The sequence below is a fragment of the Kribbella antiqua genome (genome assembly GCF_004345665.1).
Taxonomy (GTDB): domain Bacteria; phylum Actinomycetota; class Actinomycetes; order Propionibacteriales; family Kribbellaceae; genus Kribbella; species Kribbella antiqua.
Genome location: NZ_SLWR01000001.1, coordinates 649,508 through 663,455, shown reverse-complemented (window position 1 = coordinate 663,455; position 13,948 = coordinate 649,508). Strand labels below are relative to the sequence as shown.

The 13,948-nt window shown below is 67.7% G+C and carries 13 protein-coding genes; 10 read left to right on the top strand and 3 right to left on the bottom strand.

Annotation, left to right across the window (positions count from 1 at the left end; translation table 11 throughout):
- The first annotated feature begins 10 nt into the window (after positions 1–10).
- The 10 genes from EV646_RS03260 (at position 11) to EV646_RS03215 (ending at position 11,131) form a co-directional block, all read left to right on the top strand.
- Positions 11–904: a phosphotransferase family protein gene (locus tag EV646_RS03260; RefSeq protein ID WP_132143701.1), complete on the top strand. Its 894-nt coding sequence runs from the start codon at positions 11–13 to the stop codon at positions 902–904.
- Positions 905–1,156: 252 nt separating this feature from the next.
- The gene (gene rpsA / locus EV646_RS03255; protein ID WP_132143699.1) at positions 1,157–2,635 is read left to right on the top strand and encodes a 30S ribosomal protein S1; all 1,479 of its coding nucleotides are present in this window, start codon (positions 1,157–1,159) and stop codon (positions 2,633–2,635) included.
- 297 nt (positions 2,636–2,932) lie between these two features.
- A complete protein-coding gene (coaE, locus tag EV646_RS03250) occupies positions 2,933–3,547 on the top strand; it encodes a dephospho-CoA kinase (protein WP_241995395.1) in 615 nt (204 codons plus the stop codon).
- A gap of 201 nt (positions 3,548–3,748) precedes the next feature.
- On the top strand, positions 3,749–4,885 hold the full coding sequence (locus tag EV646_RS03245; RefSeq protein WP_241995201.1) for a PrsW family glutamic-type intramembrane protease: 1,137 nt from the start codon (positions 3,749–3,751) through the stop codon (positions 4,883–4,885).
- Positions 4,882–5,901 carry a hypothetical protein gene (locus EV646_RS39185; RefSeq protein WP_199236762.1) on the top strand — a complete coding sequence of 340 codons (1,020 nt, stop codon included), beginning with the start codon at positions 4,882–4,884 and terminating at the stop codon, positions 5,899–5,901. The genes EV646_RS03245 and EV646_RS39185 overlap by 4 nt, the downstream gene beginning before the upstream one ends.
- On the top strand, positions 5,898–6,773 hold the full coding sequence (locus EV646_RS03235; RefSeq protein WP_132143693.1) for a hypothetical protein: 876 nt from the start codon (positions 5,898–5,900) through the stop codon (positions 6,771–6,773). The genes EV646_RS39185 and EV646_RS03235 overlap by 4 nt, the downstream gene beginning before the upstream one ends.
- Positions 6,774–6,915: 142 nt before the next feature.
- Positions 6,916–9,021 carry an excinuclease ABC subunit UvrB gene (gene uvrB, locus EV646_RS03230; RefSeq protein ID WP_132143691.1) on the top strand — a complete coding sequence of 702 codons (2,106 nt, stop codon included), beginning with the start codon at positions 6,916–6,918 and terminating at the stop codon, positions 9,019–9,021.
- Positions 9,022–9,034: 13 nt separating this feature from the next.
- Positions 9,035–9,406: a VOC family protein gene (locus EV646_RS03225; protein ID WP_132143689.1), complete on the top strand. Its 372-nt coding sequence runs from the start codon at positions 9,035–9,037 to the stop codon at positions 9,404–9,406.
- 1 nt (position 9,407) lies between these two features.
- Positions 9,408–9,767 (top strand): MmcQ/YjbR family DNA-binding protein, encoded by a 360-nt coding sequence (locus EV646_RS03220; protein WP_199236761.1) that lies wholly within the window; start codon positions 9,408–9,410, stop codon positions 9,765–9,767.
- Positions 9,768–10,024: 257 nt separating this feature from the next.
- Positions 10,025–11,131 (top strand): TerC family protein, encoded by a 1,107-nt coding sequence (locus EV646_RS03215; RefSeq protein ID WP_132143687.1) that lies wholly within the window; start codon positions 10,025–10,027, stop codon positions 11,129–11,131.
- Positions 11,132–11,182: 51 nt separating this feature from the next.
- On the opposite strand, the gene EV646_RS03210 is transcribed toward EV646_RS03215, so the two are convergent.
- From EV646_RS03210 to EV646_RS03200, 3 genes are read right to left on the bottom strand one after another with little or no spacing between them, the layout of a single operon-like run.
- A complete protein-coding gene (locus EV646_RS03210) occupies positions 11,183–12,052 on the bottom strand; it encodes a C40 family peptidase (protein WP_132143685.1) in 870 nt (289 codons plus the stop codon).
- Positions 12,049–13,110: a mandelate racemase/muconate lactonizing enzyme family protein gene (locus tag EV646_RS03205; RefSeq protein WP_132143683.1), complete on the bottom strand. Its 1,062-nt coding sequence runs from the start codon at positions 13,108–13,110 to the stop codon at positions 12,049–12,051. The genes EV646_RS03210 and EV646_RS03205 overlap by 4 nt, the downstream gene beginning before the upstream one ends.
- A complete protein-coding gene (locus EV646_RS03200; protein WP_132143681.1) occupies positions 13,107–13,910 on the bottom strand; it encodes a serine hydrolase in 804 nt (267 codons plus the stop codon). The genes EV646_RS03205 and EV646_RS03200 overlap by 4 nt, the downstream gene beginning before the upstream one ends.
- Positions 13,911–13,948: the final 38 nt, after the last annotated feature.

Sequence of the window (13,948 nt, the reverse complement as noted above, 5' to 3'; positions counted from 1 at the left end):
CACTCTACGGATGAGCGATTTCGCCAGTGCGGTCCCCTTGAGCGGCGGGTACGGCGGTCAGACGTATGCGGTCAGCGCCGGCGGCGAGGACGCCGTACTGAAGATGTATGTGAAGGATCCGGAGCGGGCCGCGGTGGATGCGGCGTTGCTGCGGTTGGTGCATGGGCTGTTGCCGGTGCCACGGATTCTAGATCTGAAGCGCGACGGGTCGGTGGAGGATCCGCCGTACTTGCTGACCGAGCGGCTGCCCGGGATCAATCTGCAGGTGTTCTTGGACACCGCGGGGGAGGACGAGCGACGGAAGGTCGGGGCGCAGCTCGGTGAGCTGTTGGTGCGGCTGAGCGGGATGCCGTTTCTCACGTCCGGGATGTTCCGCGGCAGCGAGCTGACGATCGAGCCGTTCGGGCTCGGTGAGCTGGGAGACTTCTTCGAGAGCCTGATCCCGGATCTCGGGTTCGGTCCGGGACAAGCGGGGAGCCTCCTCGAGGTGATCGCGAGCGCCGAGGACGACCTGGCGGGAGGCACCGACCGGGTCTGCCTGGTGCACAGCGACTTCAATCCGAAGAACTTGCTGGTGGACCCGGCGACCGCGCGGATCACCGGGCTGATCGACTGGGAGTTCGCCCATGCCGGGTCGCCGTACTCGGACCTGGGAAACCTTTTCCGGTTCTGCCAGGATCCGGTGCTCGCCGGCGCCGTGCTGAGCGTCGTACGGGGGAGTGGGCTGGACCTCGGGGAGCCGCTGGTGGAACTCGGGCGGGCGGCGGATCTGTGGGCACTGCTGGACTTGGCCGCGAGGTGGACCGAGCACGAGGTCGCGGCGGAGGCGCACTCGGTGGTCTCTCGAATGGCGGACACCGGGACCCTCGCAGCAGGACGACCCAAGCTGGACGTCGTACATTGAGATCAGATGGCACGTCGGGAAAGCACTCGGCGGGCAGCCGGTAGGGCCGGGTGCCCCGGGTTGCTCTGCCTTCGTCGATACCCGTATCCTGTGAGATGCGCTATGGGCCCGCGCGACCTCGGACGGAGCAGGCTCGTGCTCGCAGCAGTCGGTGGTGAATCTGTCCTCTTCAGGCAATCCAGCGGTTTGGTGCGATCCAACGGTTCATGACGCGACCGCACGACACCACCAGTCCACGGAGCAACCCACCACATGACGGCCAGCATCGAGGCACCTCTCGACCCCGCAGTGCGCAACACCCCGCAGGTAGCGGTCAATGACATCGGGTCGGAGGAAGACTTCCTCGCGGCGATCGATCAGACCATCAAGTACTTCAACGACGGCGACATCGTCGAGGGCACCATCGTCAAGGTCGACCGGGACGAGGTCCTGCTCGACATCGGCTACAAGACCGAAGGCGTCATCCCCTCCCGCGAGCTGTCGATCAAGCACGACGTCGACCCGAACGAGGTCGTCAACGTCGGCGACCACGTCGAGGCCCTCGTTCTCCAGAAGGAGGACAAGGAAGGCCGTCTGATCCTCTCGAAGAAGCGCGCCCAGTACGAGAAGGCCTGGGGCACCATCGAGAAGATCAAGGAAGAGGACGGCGTCGTCACCGGCACCGTCATCGAGGTCGTCAAGGGTGGTCTCATCCTCGACATCGGCCTCCGCGGCTTCCTGCCGGCCTCGCTCGTCGAGATGCGCCGGGTCCGCGACCTCCAGCCGTACGTCGGCCAGGAGATCGAGGCCAAGATCATCGAGCTGGACAAGAACCGCAACAACGTGGTCCTGTCCCGCCGGGCGTGGCTGGAGCAGACGCAGTCCGAGGTGCGGATGAACTTCCTCACCCAGCTGCAGAAGGGCCAGATCCGCAAGGGTGTCGTCTCCTCGATCGTCAACTTCGGTGCGTTCGTGGACCTCGGCGGCGTCGACGGTCTGGTGCACGTGTCGGAGCTGTCCTGGAAGCACATCGACCACCCGACCGAGGTGGTCGAGGTCGGCCAGGAGGTCACCGTCGAGGTGCTGGACGTCGACATGGACCGCGAGCGAGTCTCGCTGTCGCTGAAGGCGACCCAGGAAGACCCGTGGCAGCAGTTCGCCCGGACCCACCAGATGGGTCAGATCGTGCCCGGCAAGGTCACCAAGCTGGTTCCGTTCGGTGCGTTCGTCCGGGTGGAGGAGGGCATCGAGGGTCTGGTGCACATCTCCGAGCTGGCCGAGCGGCACGTCGAGATCCCGGAGCAGGTCGTCCAGGTCAACGACGACGTCATGGTCAAGATCATCGACATCGACCTGGAGCGGCGCCGGATCTCGCTGTCGCTGAAGCAGGCCAACGAGGGTGTCGACCCGGTCTCGGACGACTTCGACCCGACGCTGTACGGCATGGCCGCGACGTACGACGAGCAGGGCAACTACGTCTACCCCGAGGGCTTCGACCCGGAGACCGGCGAGTGGCTCGAGGGCTTCGACAAGCAGCGTGAGGAGTGGGAGCGGCAGTACGCCGAGGCCCACGCGCGCTGGGAGGCCCACAAGAAGCAGATCGAGGACGCCAAGACGGCGGACGTCGAGGCCGGCGAGGCGTCGACGTACTCCTCGGCCGCGGCTCCGAAGGACGACGCTCCCGTCGAGGGCGCGCTCGCTTCCGACGAGGCGCTGCAGGCTCTCCGCGAGAAGCTGACCGGCCAGGGCTGAGCTGTTCCGTAACGCTCGAGACCCCCGCATCCCCGTACTGGATGCGGGGGTCTCGCACGTCCGGCCCCCCTCGCCCCGCGCCGAGCCATTTGGTGGGTTCACCCACCACCTTGTGGGTTCACCGCCCGCATCCGGTGGGCAAACCCCCCATTTGGTAGGTGAACCCACCAAATGTGGCTCTCGTGCCGGGTGTGCACAAGGTCACCAGGAGCCGGTCGTTCGCCGCGTAGCGCTCCCCAGATCCGCTCGCTGACCGGCGGAGCCGGGCTGGGGTGGGGTGGGTAGGGTGCTGGGGTGCTGAGAGTGGGACTGACCGGGGGGATTGGGTCCGGGAAGAGTGCGGTGTCGGCGCGGTTGGCGGCGCGGGGTGCGCTGGTGATCGACTCCGACGTACTGGCGCGGGAGGTCGTCGCGGCGGGGACCGACGGGCTTGCCGAGGTGGTGAAGGCGTTCGGGGACGACGTACTGACGCCTGACGGGGAGCTGGACCGGCCGGCGGTCGGCCGGATCGTGTTCGGCGACGAGGCTGCCCGGCGGAAGCTGGAGGCGATCATTCACCCGCGGGTCCGGGCCCGGGCGACCGAGCTCGAGGCGGCGGCACCGGCCGACGCGGTCGTGGTGCACGACATCCCGCTGCTGGTCGAGACCGGTCAGGCGGACCGGTTCGACGTCGTACTGGTGGTCGATGTGCCGGTTGACGTACAGCTCGAGCGGCTCACCGCGCAGCGCGGGATGACTGAGGCGGAAGCGAAACAGCGGATCGCGAGCCAGGCGTCGCGGGAGGATCGGCTCGCGGTGGCAGGGCTGGTGGTGGACAACTCCGGCTCGCTGGCAGACCTGGATCGCCGCGTGGACGAGATATGGGCCACGCTCCAGAAGCGTGCAGGGCACGGTCAGGACACGAAAAGGTGACCCCTGCGCGGTAAATGATGAATCCCGGGCGGGCTGTACGAGAATCTGTCCCGGTCCGGCCCAGGTGACTGGGTCGCCACCCCGGCCGGCGCGCCCCGCGCCGGCCAGGACGTCCGAGGTTGGGAGGATGGCGTGGTCTGTCCGCGCTGCAACTCAGACGTCCCCGAGGTGTCGCACTTCTGCCACCACTGTGGCAACGACGTGCGCTCCGGGGACGCCGAGCGGAAGAAGGCGTACGCCGCCAGGCCGGATGAGCCGGTGGCGTCGTTCCGGCTGGTCTCGACGATCATGCCGCAGGGCTCGGGTAGGCAGCCCTACACGTACAAGGTCGCCCTGGGGATCGCGCTGCTGCTGACCGTCGTGACGGCGGCCCTCGGCGCGTTGCCGGTGGCGATCATGGTGGCCGCCTTCTCCATCCCGATCGTCTACATCCTCTACCTGTACGACGTGAACCTCTGGGAGGACGAGCCGATCCCGGTGGTCGCCGCGGCCTTCGTGCTGACCGGCGTACTGGCCGCGGTGTTCACCTGGCTGTGGTCGGACAAGATCCAGCTGTCGACGAGCACCTTCGGCGGCAACGACGGCAGCCCGGCCGGCCGGGACCTGCTGCTCCTGCTCCTGCTCGTGCCGGTGGTGTCGGAGCTGATCCGGCAGGTCGGCCCGCTCATCCTGGCCTCGCGGCCGCGGTACGACGACCTGATGGACGGCTTCACCTTCGGCGTGGTGGCCGGTGTCGGCTACGCGTGCTTCGAGACCCTGGTGCTGTTCTGGGGCTGGATCAGCGGCGGCTTCGCCGGTCCGGGCAGCAGCGTCGGCACCTGGATCTCGGTGGTCGTGCTGCACGGGTTCATCAAGCCGCTGGTCTACGGCTCGGCGACCGGACTCGCGGGTGCGGAGTTCTCCGGGCTGGGCGAGGGCTACGACGGGTTCACCCCACGCTGGGTGGCCGGTCTGATCCAGGCGATGGCGGTGAACGCGCTGTTCCAGGGCGGTGTCTACCTGCTCGGGTTCGTCGGCGGGCACGGCTCGACCATCGGCTCGATCCTCGGCGTGGTCTGGGGTCTGCTACTGCTCGGCGCGCTGATCATCCGGGTCCGCACGGTGCTGCACAAGGGTCTCCTCGAGGCAGCCCTGGAAGCGGCCGCGCGAGGCGGTTCGAACCACGCGTCCGGTGACCAGGCCTTCTGCTCGCGCTGCGAGATGCCGCTGCTGCCGCACTCCGACTTCTGCTCCGCCTGTGGCAACTCGGTGCGATCCGTGCCGAAGTCCGCCAGAGGTACGGCGGTACCGGCTGCTGCCACTGGCTACGACGCGACGACCGGGGAGACGCAGGCATGAGCAACCAGCAACCGCCCTACGGATCAGGACAGGGTGGCCAGGCGCCGCAGCAGCCGTACGGCGGCCAGCCGGGCTACGGCCAGCAGCCGCCGCAAGGCCAGCCGCCGCAAGGCCAGCCGGGGTATGGCCAGCAGCCGCCTCAGGCTCCGCCGGGGTACGGGCAGCAGCGTCCGCCGCAGGCGCCTCCGGGCTACGGCCAGCCGCCGTACCAGGGAGGTCAGCCGCCCTACCCAGGCCAGCAGCAGCCGCAGCAGCCGCAGTACCCAGGCCAGCAGCAGTACCCGGGTCAGCAGCAGCCGGGCTACCCGCAGCAGCAGGGGTACCCGGGCCAGCAACAGCAGTACGGCGGTCAGCAGCAGTGGGGCCAGTACGGCGGTCAGTCGCCGCGCGGCAAGGGCGGCAACAAGATCGTGCTCCTGGCTGGCGGCGGACTCGCCATCGTCGTGGTGATCGGCATCGTCCTGGCGCTGATCTTCGGCGGCGACGACAAGAAGGCCGATCCGAGCCCGACCCCGACCCCGACCAACAGCCAGAGCACCGAGCCGACCAACGTCGACGAGGGCATCGAGGTCGCCCAGGGCGTCTACGTGAAGCCTGCGCCTGGGTACGTCCGCAAGAGCCTGGAGAAGTTCACCGGCGTCTACCTGCTCAAGCAGGGCGAGGCGTACTTCATGGTGAACGCGTGGAAGGCCGAGGAGGGCGAGAACACCTCGACCCTGCTGCCCGAGCTGCTGAAGCTGGAGACCAAGGGCCTGTCGTCGGTCAAGACGAACGACGAGAAGGTGACCAAGCCGGGCGAGGACGACAACACGCCGGTCAAGGTCGTCACCACCCAGAGCTACTCCGGCGTGGCGACCACGCAGAACGGGAGCCTGCCGGTGATCGGGTTCGTCGGCGTGATCGAGCGCGAGGACGGCGTGATCACGATGATCCGGGTGTACGGGCGTCAGGACAAGGCGGCCGCCGTGCAGACGGCGACCACCTCGATGCTGCAGTCGGTGGTCAAGAGTCAGTGACTGGTAAGCGCGACAAGGGTTCCAGCGGCAACCCCTGGGTCAACAAGGACCAGGACGAGGACGCGGCGGCTCCGGCCGAACCGGAGCTGCCGCCGTCCCCGTGGAACCTCGAAGTACCACCTCCGCCCTCCCCGTGGACCAACAGCGGCAGCGACGGTCCGGCGCAGGAGACGAGCTCGCCGTGGGGCGACAACGTTGGGCCGCCGTCGCTGCGCCGGCCGCCGCCGCAGAAGAAGAAGCCGCGGATCCCGCCGATCCTGCTCCCGATCGGCGCCGGCCTGGTTGTGGTTGCCCTGGTCGCGGTCGCGCTCGTCCTGCTGTCGGGTGGTGGCGACGACACCGGAGGCCAGACTCCCACTCCGTCGCCGAGTCCGACGCCGACCGCGAGTACGCCGACCACGTCGTACACCCCGCCGGCTAATGCAGTCCAGGTCGGGTACGGCGTGTCCGTCGTACCGGTGCAGGGCTGGAGTGTGCTGGAGGCGGAGAAGCGCGGCAAGGAACTGGTGACGTACGCGCCGAACGGTGAGGCGCGGGCGTTCTTCTGGGTCCGGCAGAAGGAGAACGTGACGGCGCAGGCGTACCTGGTCGCGATCGTCGAGGGCGAGACGGAGAACGAGATCGCCAAGCTCGGCAGCGTACGGAATCTCCCGTGCCCCAAGGACGTCCTGGAGGAGTGCGTCGCGATCAGCTATACCTCCACCACGAAGGACAAGAACGGCCTCGAGGTCAAGGTCCAGGGCTGGGTGGAGGCGTACCGGCGGAAGGACAAGGTGGTCACCGCCTTGGACTTCCGGACCCGGGTCGACTACGCGCCGAAGGCCGAGGCGGACGCCGCACCGATGAAGAAGTCGGTCGTCGACAGCCTGTGATCACGTAGCCCCTGACCCACCGCCCCGCGTCGGCGCTCCCGACAAGGCGGGGCGGCTCCCACCTCAGCCCGCCGAGCGTAGCGAGGCGGTTGCTTTTCCCGTTTTTCGGAAACTGTCGGCGGGCCGACGTACCGTGTAGGGCATGAGACAGGTCTCGGATCTTCAGCGTATGGTCGCGCCGCTCAAGGTCGTGTCCGACTTCGAGCCGGCCGGTGACCAGCCGGCCGCGATCGCCGACCTCGAGCGGCGGATCAACGCCGGCGAGCAGGACGTCGTGCTGCTCGGTGCGACGGGCACCGGCAAGACGGCCACCATCGCCTGGCTGGCCGAGCGGATCCAGCGCCCGATGCTGATCCTCCAGCCGAACAAGACGCTCGCCGCCCAGTTCGCGAACGAGCTGCGCCAGTTCTTCCCGGCGAACGCCGTCGAGTACTTCGTCTCGTACTACGACTACTACCAGCCCGAGGCGTATGTCCCGCAGACGGACACCTACATCGAGAAGGACTCCTCGATCAACGAGGAGGTCGAGCGGCTGCGGCACTCGGCGACCTGGTCGCTGCTGACCCGCCGCGACGTGATCGTGGTCGCGACCGTCTCCTGCATCTACGGTCTGGGCTCCGCCGATGAGTACCTGAACCGCATGATCCACGTGAAGGTCGGCACCGAGATGGACCGCGACGGCCTGCTCCGCAAGCTGGTCGGAGTGCAGTACGCGCGGAACGACCTGGCCGGCACCCGCGGCACCTTCCGGGTCCGGGGCGACACCCTCGAGGTGTTCCCGGTGTACCAGGAGCTTGCCGTCCGGGTGGAGTTCTTCGGCGACGAGATCGAGCGGGTGATGACGCTGCACCCGCTGACCGGCGAGGTGCTGAGCGAGGAGGACGAGGTCTACATCGGCGCCGCCACGCACTACGTGACCGCGCCGGAGCGGATGGAGCGGGCGATCCAGTCGATCGAGGCCGAGCTGGCCGAGCGGCTGGCCGAGCTCGAGCGCAACGGTCAGTTGCTGGAAGCGCAGCGGTTGCGGATGCGGACGACGTACGACATCGAGATGATGCGCCAGATCGGGACGTGCTCCGGCATCGAGAACTACTCGCGGCACACCGACGGCCGCGAGCCGGGGTCGGCGCCGCACTGCCTGCTGGACTACTTCCCAGAGGACTTCGTGCTGGTCATCGACGAGTCGCATGTCACCGTGCCGCAGATCGGCGGGATGTACGAGGGCGACATGTCCCGCAAGCGGACCCTGGTCGAGCACGGCTTCCGGCTGCCGTCGGCGATGGACAACCGGCCGCTGCGCTGGGAGGAGTTCCTGGAGCGGATCGGCCAGACCGTCTACCTGTCCGCGACCCCGGGCCAGTACGAGCAGGACAAGTCGGACGGCTTCGTGGAGCAGCTGATCCGGCCGACCGGCCTGGTCGACCCCGAGGTCATCGTGAAGCCGACCAAGGGCCAGATCGACGACCTGATCCACGAGATCCGGATCCGGGTCGAGCGGGACGAGCGGGTCCTGGTCACCACGCTGACCAAGAAGATGTCCGAGGACCTGACCGACTACCTGCTGGAGATGGGCATCCGGACCAGGTACCTGCACAGCGAGGTGGACACCCTCCGCCGGGTCGAGCTCCTCCGCGAGCTGCGCATGGGCGAGTACGACGTACTCGTCGGCATCAACCTGTTGCGGGAAGGCCTCGACCTGCCGGAGGTGTCGCTGGTCGCGATCCTGGACGCGGACAAGGAAGGCTTCCTGCGGTCGGGCCGGTCGCTGATCCAGACCATCGGCCGCGCGGCCCGGAACGTGTCCGGCCAGGTGTTCATGTACGCCGACAAGATCACCCCGTCGATGGAGCAGGCGATCGACGAGACGAACCGGCGCCGGGCGAAGCAGATCGCGTACAACGTGGCGAACGGGGTCGACCCACAGCCGCTGCGGAAGAAGATCGCCGACATCACCGACATGCTCGCCCGCGAGGACGCCGACACCGCCGAGCTGCTCGGCTCCGGCCGGACGCAGTCGCGTGGCAAGGCTCCGGTCCCAGGCGGCGGCAAGGCGAAGGCCGGCGAGAAGGCGAAGGAACTGGCCGGCGGCCTGCCGTCGTCGGACCTGGCCGACCTCATTCAGCAGCTCACCGACCAGATGCACAACGCGGCCGCCGAGCTCCAGTTCGAGGTCGCCGCGCGCTACCGCGACGAGATCTCCGAGCTGAAGAAGGAACTCCGCCAGATGACCGCCGCCGGCGCCAAGTAGAAGGAGCCAGGGGATGCTCGATCACCTCTCGGTGCAATGCGACGACCTGCCCGCGAGCCGGAGCTTCTACGAAACGTTACTGGCGCCGCTCGGCATCAAGGTGGCGATGGACTTCGGTGACACCCTCGGCCTGGCCGGCCCGGACGGCTTCCCGAAGTTCTGGCTCGGGAAGACGACGACAGGCGGGCCGCAGCGGGAGATCCACGTTGCTTTCACCGCCGCTGACCGCGCCACGGTGGACGCTGTGTACGCCGCTGCCCAAGAGCTGGGAGTAGAGATCCTGCACGAGCCACGGGAGTGGCCCGAGTACCACCCCGGCTACTACGCCGTCTTCGTCCGCGATCCCGACGGCAACAACGTCGAGGCCGTGAGCCACGGAGGGTGAGATGGCGAGGCTGACCGGGGCGGACGTGCTGGAGCACTGCCTGGCGAAACCCGGGGCGTGGCAGGACGAGCCGTGGGAAGGGGACGTGGTCGCGAAGGTCGGGGACAAGATCTTCGCGTTCCTCGGCGGTGGCGAGTCGGTCGGGATCAAGTGCGGAGCCAACCGGGAGGAAGCCGACGAACTGGTCGGCACCTACCCCGGGGACGTCAGCAAGTCGGCCTACATCGGGCGGTCGGGATGGAACACCGTCCGCCTCGGCGGGGCCGTGCCGGACGACGAGCTCCTGGAGCTGATCGACACGTCGTACGAGACGATCGTGGCCAAACTGCCGAAGAGCAAACGTCCGGTCAGTACCAACTGATCACACAGCGCGACTATTCCCTGACGGGCTTGTGATCATCCCGACAAGTGGATTCGGCGCTCCGGATTTGGCGTCTTGGACACCGACCCGCCAGAATGGGGTACGGAAGGGGAGTATTCCTTCGCGGTGGTGCCGTCATCACGGTCATAGGGCCCTGTCCCTGCGCCCGGTGCCGCCGGCCAGGCTCTTCTCTGTAAGAGAGCCAGGCGGAAGAGACCTTCGGAGTCCTGTTTCGTTCTGCGCTCCGGAGGTTTCCTGTGCACGTTGCTGACTACGTTTGGTACATCACCGTCGGCGTGCTGCTGGCGCTGCTCGCTTTCGACGTCTTCATCATCGGACGGCGCCCGCACGAGCCGACCACCCGCGAGTCAGCGACCGCGATCGCGTTCTACGTCGGTCTGGCGGTGGTCTTCGGCCTCGGGGTCTGGGTGTTCTCCGGCGGCCAGTACGCAGGAGAGTTCTTCGCCGGCTGGCTGACCGAATACAGCCTCAGCGTCGACAACCTGTTCATCTTCCTGATCATCATGTCCAGGTTCGGGGTGCCGAGGAAGTATCAGCAGACAGCGCTGCTGGTCGGCATCATCCTGGCGCTGGTCTTCCGCGGCATCTTCATCGCCGTCGGCGCGGCCGCGATCAACAACTTTTCCTGGATCTTTTACCTGTTCGGCGCGTTCCTGGTCTACACCGCGGTCCACCTTGCCATGCAGGGTGAGAACGACGATGAGGACTACAAGGAGAACGCGGTCATCCGGTTCGCCAAGAAGCGGCTGAACGCCACCGACGAGTACAACGGCGTCAAGCTCACCATCCTCAAGAACGGCAAGCGCCTGGTCACCCCGATGGCGATCGTCATCATCGCGCTCGGCACCACCGACCTGCTGTTCGCGCTGGACTCGATCCCGGCGATTTATGGTCTGACCCAGGAGCCGTTCCTGGTCTTCACCGCGAACGTGTTCGCGCTGATGGGTCTGCGGCAGCTGTACTTCCTGCTCGGCGACCTGCTGAAGCGGCTGGTGTACCTGTCGATCGGGCTGTCCGTCGTACTGGCGTTCATCGGCGTGAAGCTGATCCTGCACGCGATGCACGAGAACGAGTTGCCGTTCATCAACGGCGGTCACCACATCGAGTGGGCTCCGGAGATCCCGATCTGGGTCTCCCTCGGCTTCATCATCATCACCCTCGGCATCACCACGATCGCGAGCCTCCGCAAGTCCCGCGACATGCCGAAGCCGGACTCCGCCGGCGGCGGCGAGTTGGACGAGTCCGTCCCGGTGGACAACCCCACCCCGGACCTCGACCCCAAGACCAAGGCCGAGCTCGACGCCATCCGCGAGCCCGAGCAGTCAGACGCCAAGAAGTCCTGACCTGAACATCACGTCGCCCCGGACCCCACGGTTCGGGGCGACGCATGGTGTTCAGAGGCGGGCGGCGGTGACCAAGGTCGAGCGGCGGTCGTCCGTGAGGGCGGCGTCTTCCAGCTTCTTGCCGGTTTCGGAGGCGTGGAGCATGCCCTCGGGGGAGACGAAGCCGACGTGGTGGATGGGCTTGTCGGGGCGCGCGAAGAAGTAGAGGTCGCCGGGCTGGGCCTCGTCGACGGGGATGTTCTCCAGCATGTCCGCCTGGTCGTGGGCATCACGGGGGATCCTCACGCCCAGCACCCGGCTGACCGTGTGGATGAGACCTGAGCAGTCCAGCCCGTACGCCGAAGTCCCACCCCAGAGGTACTCCAGCCCCAGGAACAGCGCCCCCAGCCGGAGCCGGTCTTCGGCACCAGACGGCTGCTCCACAGAACGCAGTACGTCTTCAGAAAGCCACCCGGACCCACCATCCGGCGTCGCCACTCGCGTGTAACCGTCGACGTGCTCAACCGACGCCAGCACGGTACCGAACGACAACTCCGCCACCGCCGCCCCAGCACCAGGCTCAGCGAGAAGCGACGCAGTAGGTACGGCGATCGCCACCGGCGCGGAAGCACTTCCCGGCAGCTCACCGAGGTGACTGGACGGCACCCACCCCGGATACCCCAGCGCATCCTGCGACGACGGTTGCCACGGCGCGACGATCTCCGACCACCCGTCCCGCTCCGACCGCACCAGCACGGGCTCCGCGAACAGCAACTGGGTCAGCGTCCGCCCATGCAGACCGAGGCGGGTCTCGGTGTCCATCGCCTTCGCCCACGCCGCCACGTCAGGTTGCTCGGCGATCGCCGGAGCGTCGATGTCCCGCGGCGCGTCCGGTGAGGTCCACACCGTGCTGACCGGGACTTTGGCTGCCACAAGCTTCATGCCGACAAGCCTGTCACGCCGAGCCCAGGAGCCGGAGGCAGGTGGATCAGCGAGCCGTCGTACCGGATCCCGCCGGTCACCGGCGACTCCGCCAGCCACCACGCGGCGTCGAGATCGTTCACCGCCGAGGTCGGGTACGCCGATACCAGCGCAGCCGCGGCACCCACGCCGACCTGGCACTCCATCATCGACCCGACGATCGTTCCCACTCCGTGCTCCCGCGCGAGCTCGAGCAGCGTCCGGGCCGTCGCGAGACCGCCGCACTTGGCCAGCTTCACGTTCACCATGTCAGCGGCACCATGCCGGATCACCGCCACCAGATCCCGTACGTCGTACACGGACTCGTCGGCGAGGATCGGCGTACTGACGCGATCGGTGATCCACGCCATCCCCTCGAGATCGGCCGCCGGCACCGGCTGCTCGACCAGCTCGATGTCGCAGTCCTCCAGTGCCCGGATCGCGGCCACCGCGTCGCGGCGCGTCCAGCCCTGGTTCGCATCAAGGCGCAGCCGAGTACCAGGCCCGATCGCGGACCGGATCCGCCGGACTCGCTCGACATCCGCGGCCGCATCACCGGTGCCGACCTTCACCTTCAGTACGTCGAACCCGTCGGCGACCCGCTCGCGGCCAGCAGCCGCCAACGCGTCGGCGTCACCGGCGGACAGCGTCACATCGGTCGGCACGGTGTCGACTGTCGAGCCGAGGAACCCGTGCAGCGTCTGGCCGCGACGACGCGCGGCAAGGTCGTGCAGCGCAACGTCGACAGCGGCCTTGGCGCCGTAGTTGCCGGCGGCAGCGTTCTGGACTCGGCGCAACGCCTCGGTCAGGTCGTCCGGGCCGAGCCCGTTCAGCGCCGCGCTGATCGGTCCCTCGACGCACGCCTGCCCGCCGGCCAGCGATTCGCCAGTCACCTTCCAGACCTGCGGCGACTCGCCCCAACCGCTGACCGAGCCGTCGCTGATCTCGACCAGCAACGACTCGGCATGCGTCGCCGTACGCAAGGCGGTCACGAACGGTGTGTGCAGCGGCGAAGACACCAGATGCGTGGTGATCTTCATCGGATCGCCTCCAGGTCGTGCCGGTGGTTCCAGGCTTCCAGGGCGATCGAGGCGATCAGCTTCTGCGCCTCCGCGTCCGGTAGGTCGGACGTCGTACAGACCGCGAGTACGAACGGAGATGCGTCTGATGGCCGGATGATGCCGCCGTCGTGCCGGATCCGGGTGTCCCAGCCGTTCTTGTGCTCCACGCGAGTCCCCTCCGGCAGCATTGCCGGGATCTCGCCGTTCCACTGGTTGCCGGCCAGCAGGTCCCGCAGATAGTCGCCGGAGGCATCCTTCTGATTGCCGACAGCAACCAGTACGCGCGCCAGCCCGGCCGGGCTCATCTCGTTGCTGATCCCGGCCCGCTGCGCCGCCGCGTCGTCGATGCCACGCCGGATCGCGCTAGGCCCACCACCCAGCTCCGCATCAGCCGCCTCGACACCGACCAGCTCGAGCACCAGATCGGTCGCGAGATTGCTCGACCGCGTGATCATCTCGGTCGCGAGCCAACCCAGCGAAACTTGCTGACCCATCTGCTTCCACGTCGCCGGCGCCTCGTCTTCGGCCGGATTCACCCCGAATCGCCCACCGGCAGCCGACGTGAAGTCGTTGTGCACGGTCACCGGCTGATCGAGCGCGAGCTCACCGGCCTCGACCTTGCGCATCATCGCCATCGCCACCGGCAACTTCATCGTGCTAGCGGAGTAGTGCGTCCGCTCGGCGTCATGCTCGAACACCGGTACGCCGTCCAGCCGCCCCAAGCACACCCCGAACTCGCCGCTCCCGTCGACCTCCCGGAGCAAATCCGCGATTCCCATGCCGCTCACCCTTCCACACGCCCGACTGGCAGACTTCC

Excerpts from the sequence above, each read along its gene's own strand:
- EV646_RS03260 (WP_132143701.1), top strand. The coding sequence starts at position 11 with ATGAGCGATTTCGCCAGTGCGGTCCCCTTGAGCGGCGGGTACGGCGGT.
- rpsA (WP_132143699.1), top strand. The coding sequence starts at position 1,157 with ATGACGGCCAGCATCGAGGCACCTCTCGACCCCGCAGTGCGCAACACC.
- EV646_RS39185 (WP_199236762.1), top strand. The coding sequence starts at position 4,882 with ATGAGCAACCAGCAACCGCCCTACGGATCAGGACAGGGTGGCCAGGCG.
- uvrB (WP_132143691.1), top strand. The coding sequence starts at position 6,916 with ATGAGACAGGTCTCGGATCTTCAGCGTATGGTCGCGCCGCTCAAGGTC.
- EV646_RS03225 (WP_132143689.1), top strand. The coding sequence starts at position 9,035 with ATGCTCGATCACCTCTCGGTGCAATGCGACGACCTGCCCGCGAGCCGG.
- EV646_RS03220 (WP_199236761.1), top strand. The coding sequence starts at position 9,408 with ATGGCGAGGCTGACCGGGGCGGACGTGCTGGAGCACTGCCTGGCGAAA.
- EV646_RS03210 (WP_132143685.1), bottom strand. The coding sequence starts at position 12,052 with ATGAAGCTTGTGGCAGCCAAAGTCCCGGTCAGCACGGTGTGGACCTCA.
- EV646_RS03205 (WP_132143683.1), bottom strand. The coding sequence starts at position 13,110 with ATGAAGATCACCACGCATCTGGTGTCTTCGCCGCTGCACACACCGTTC.
- EV646_RS03200 (WP_132143681.1), bottom strand. The coding sequence starts at position 13,910 with ATGGGAATCGCGGATTTGCTCCGGGAGGTCGACGGGAGCGGCGAGTTC.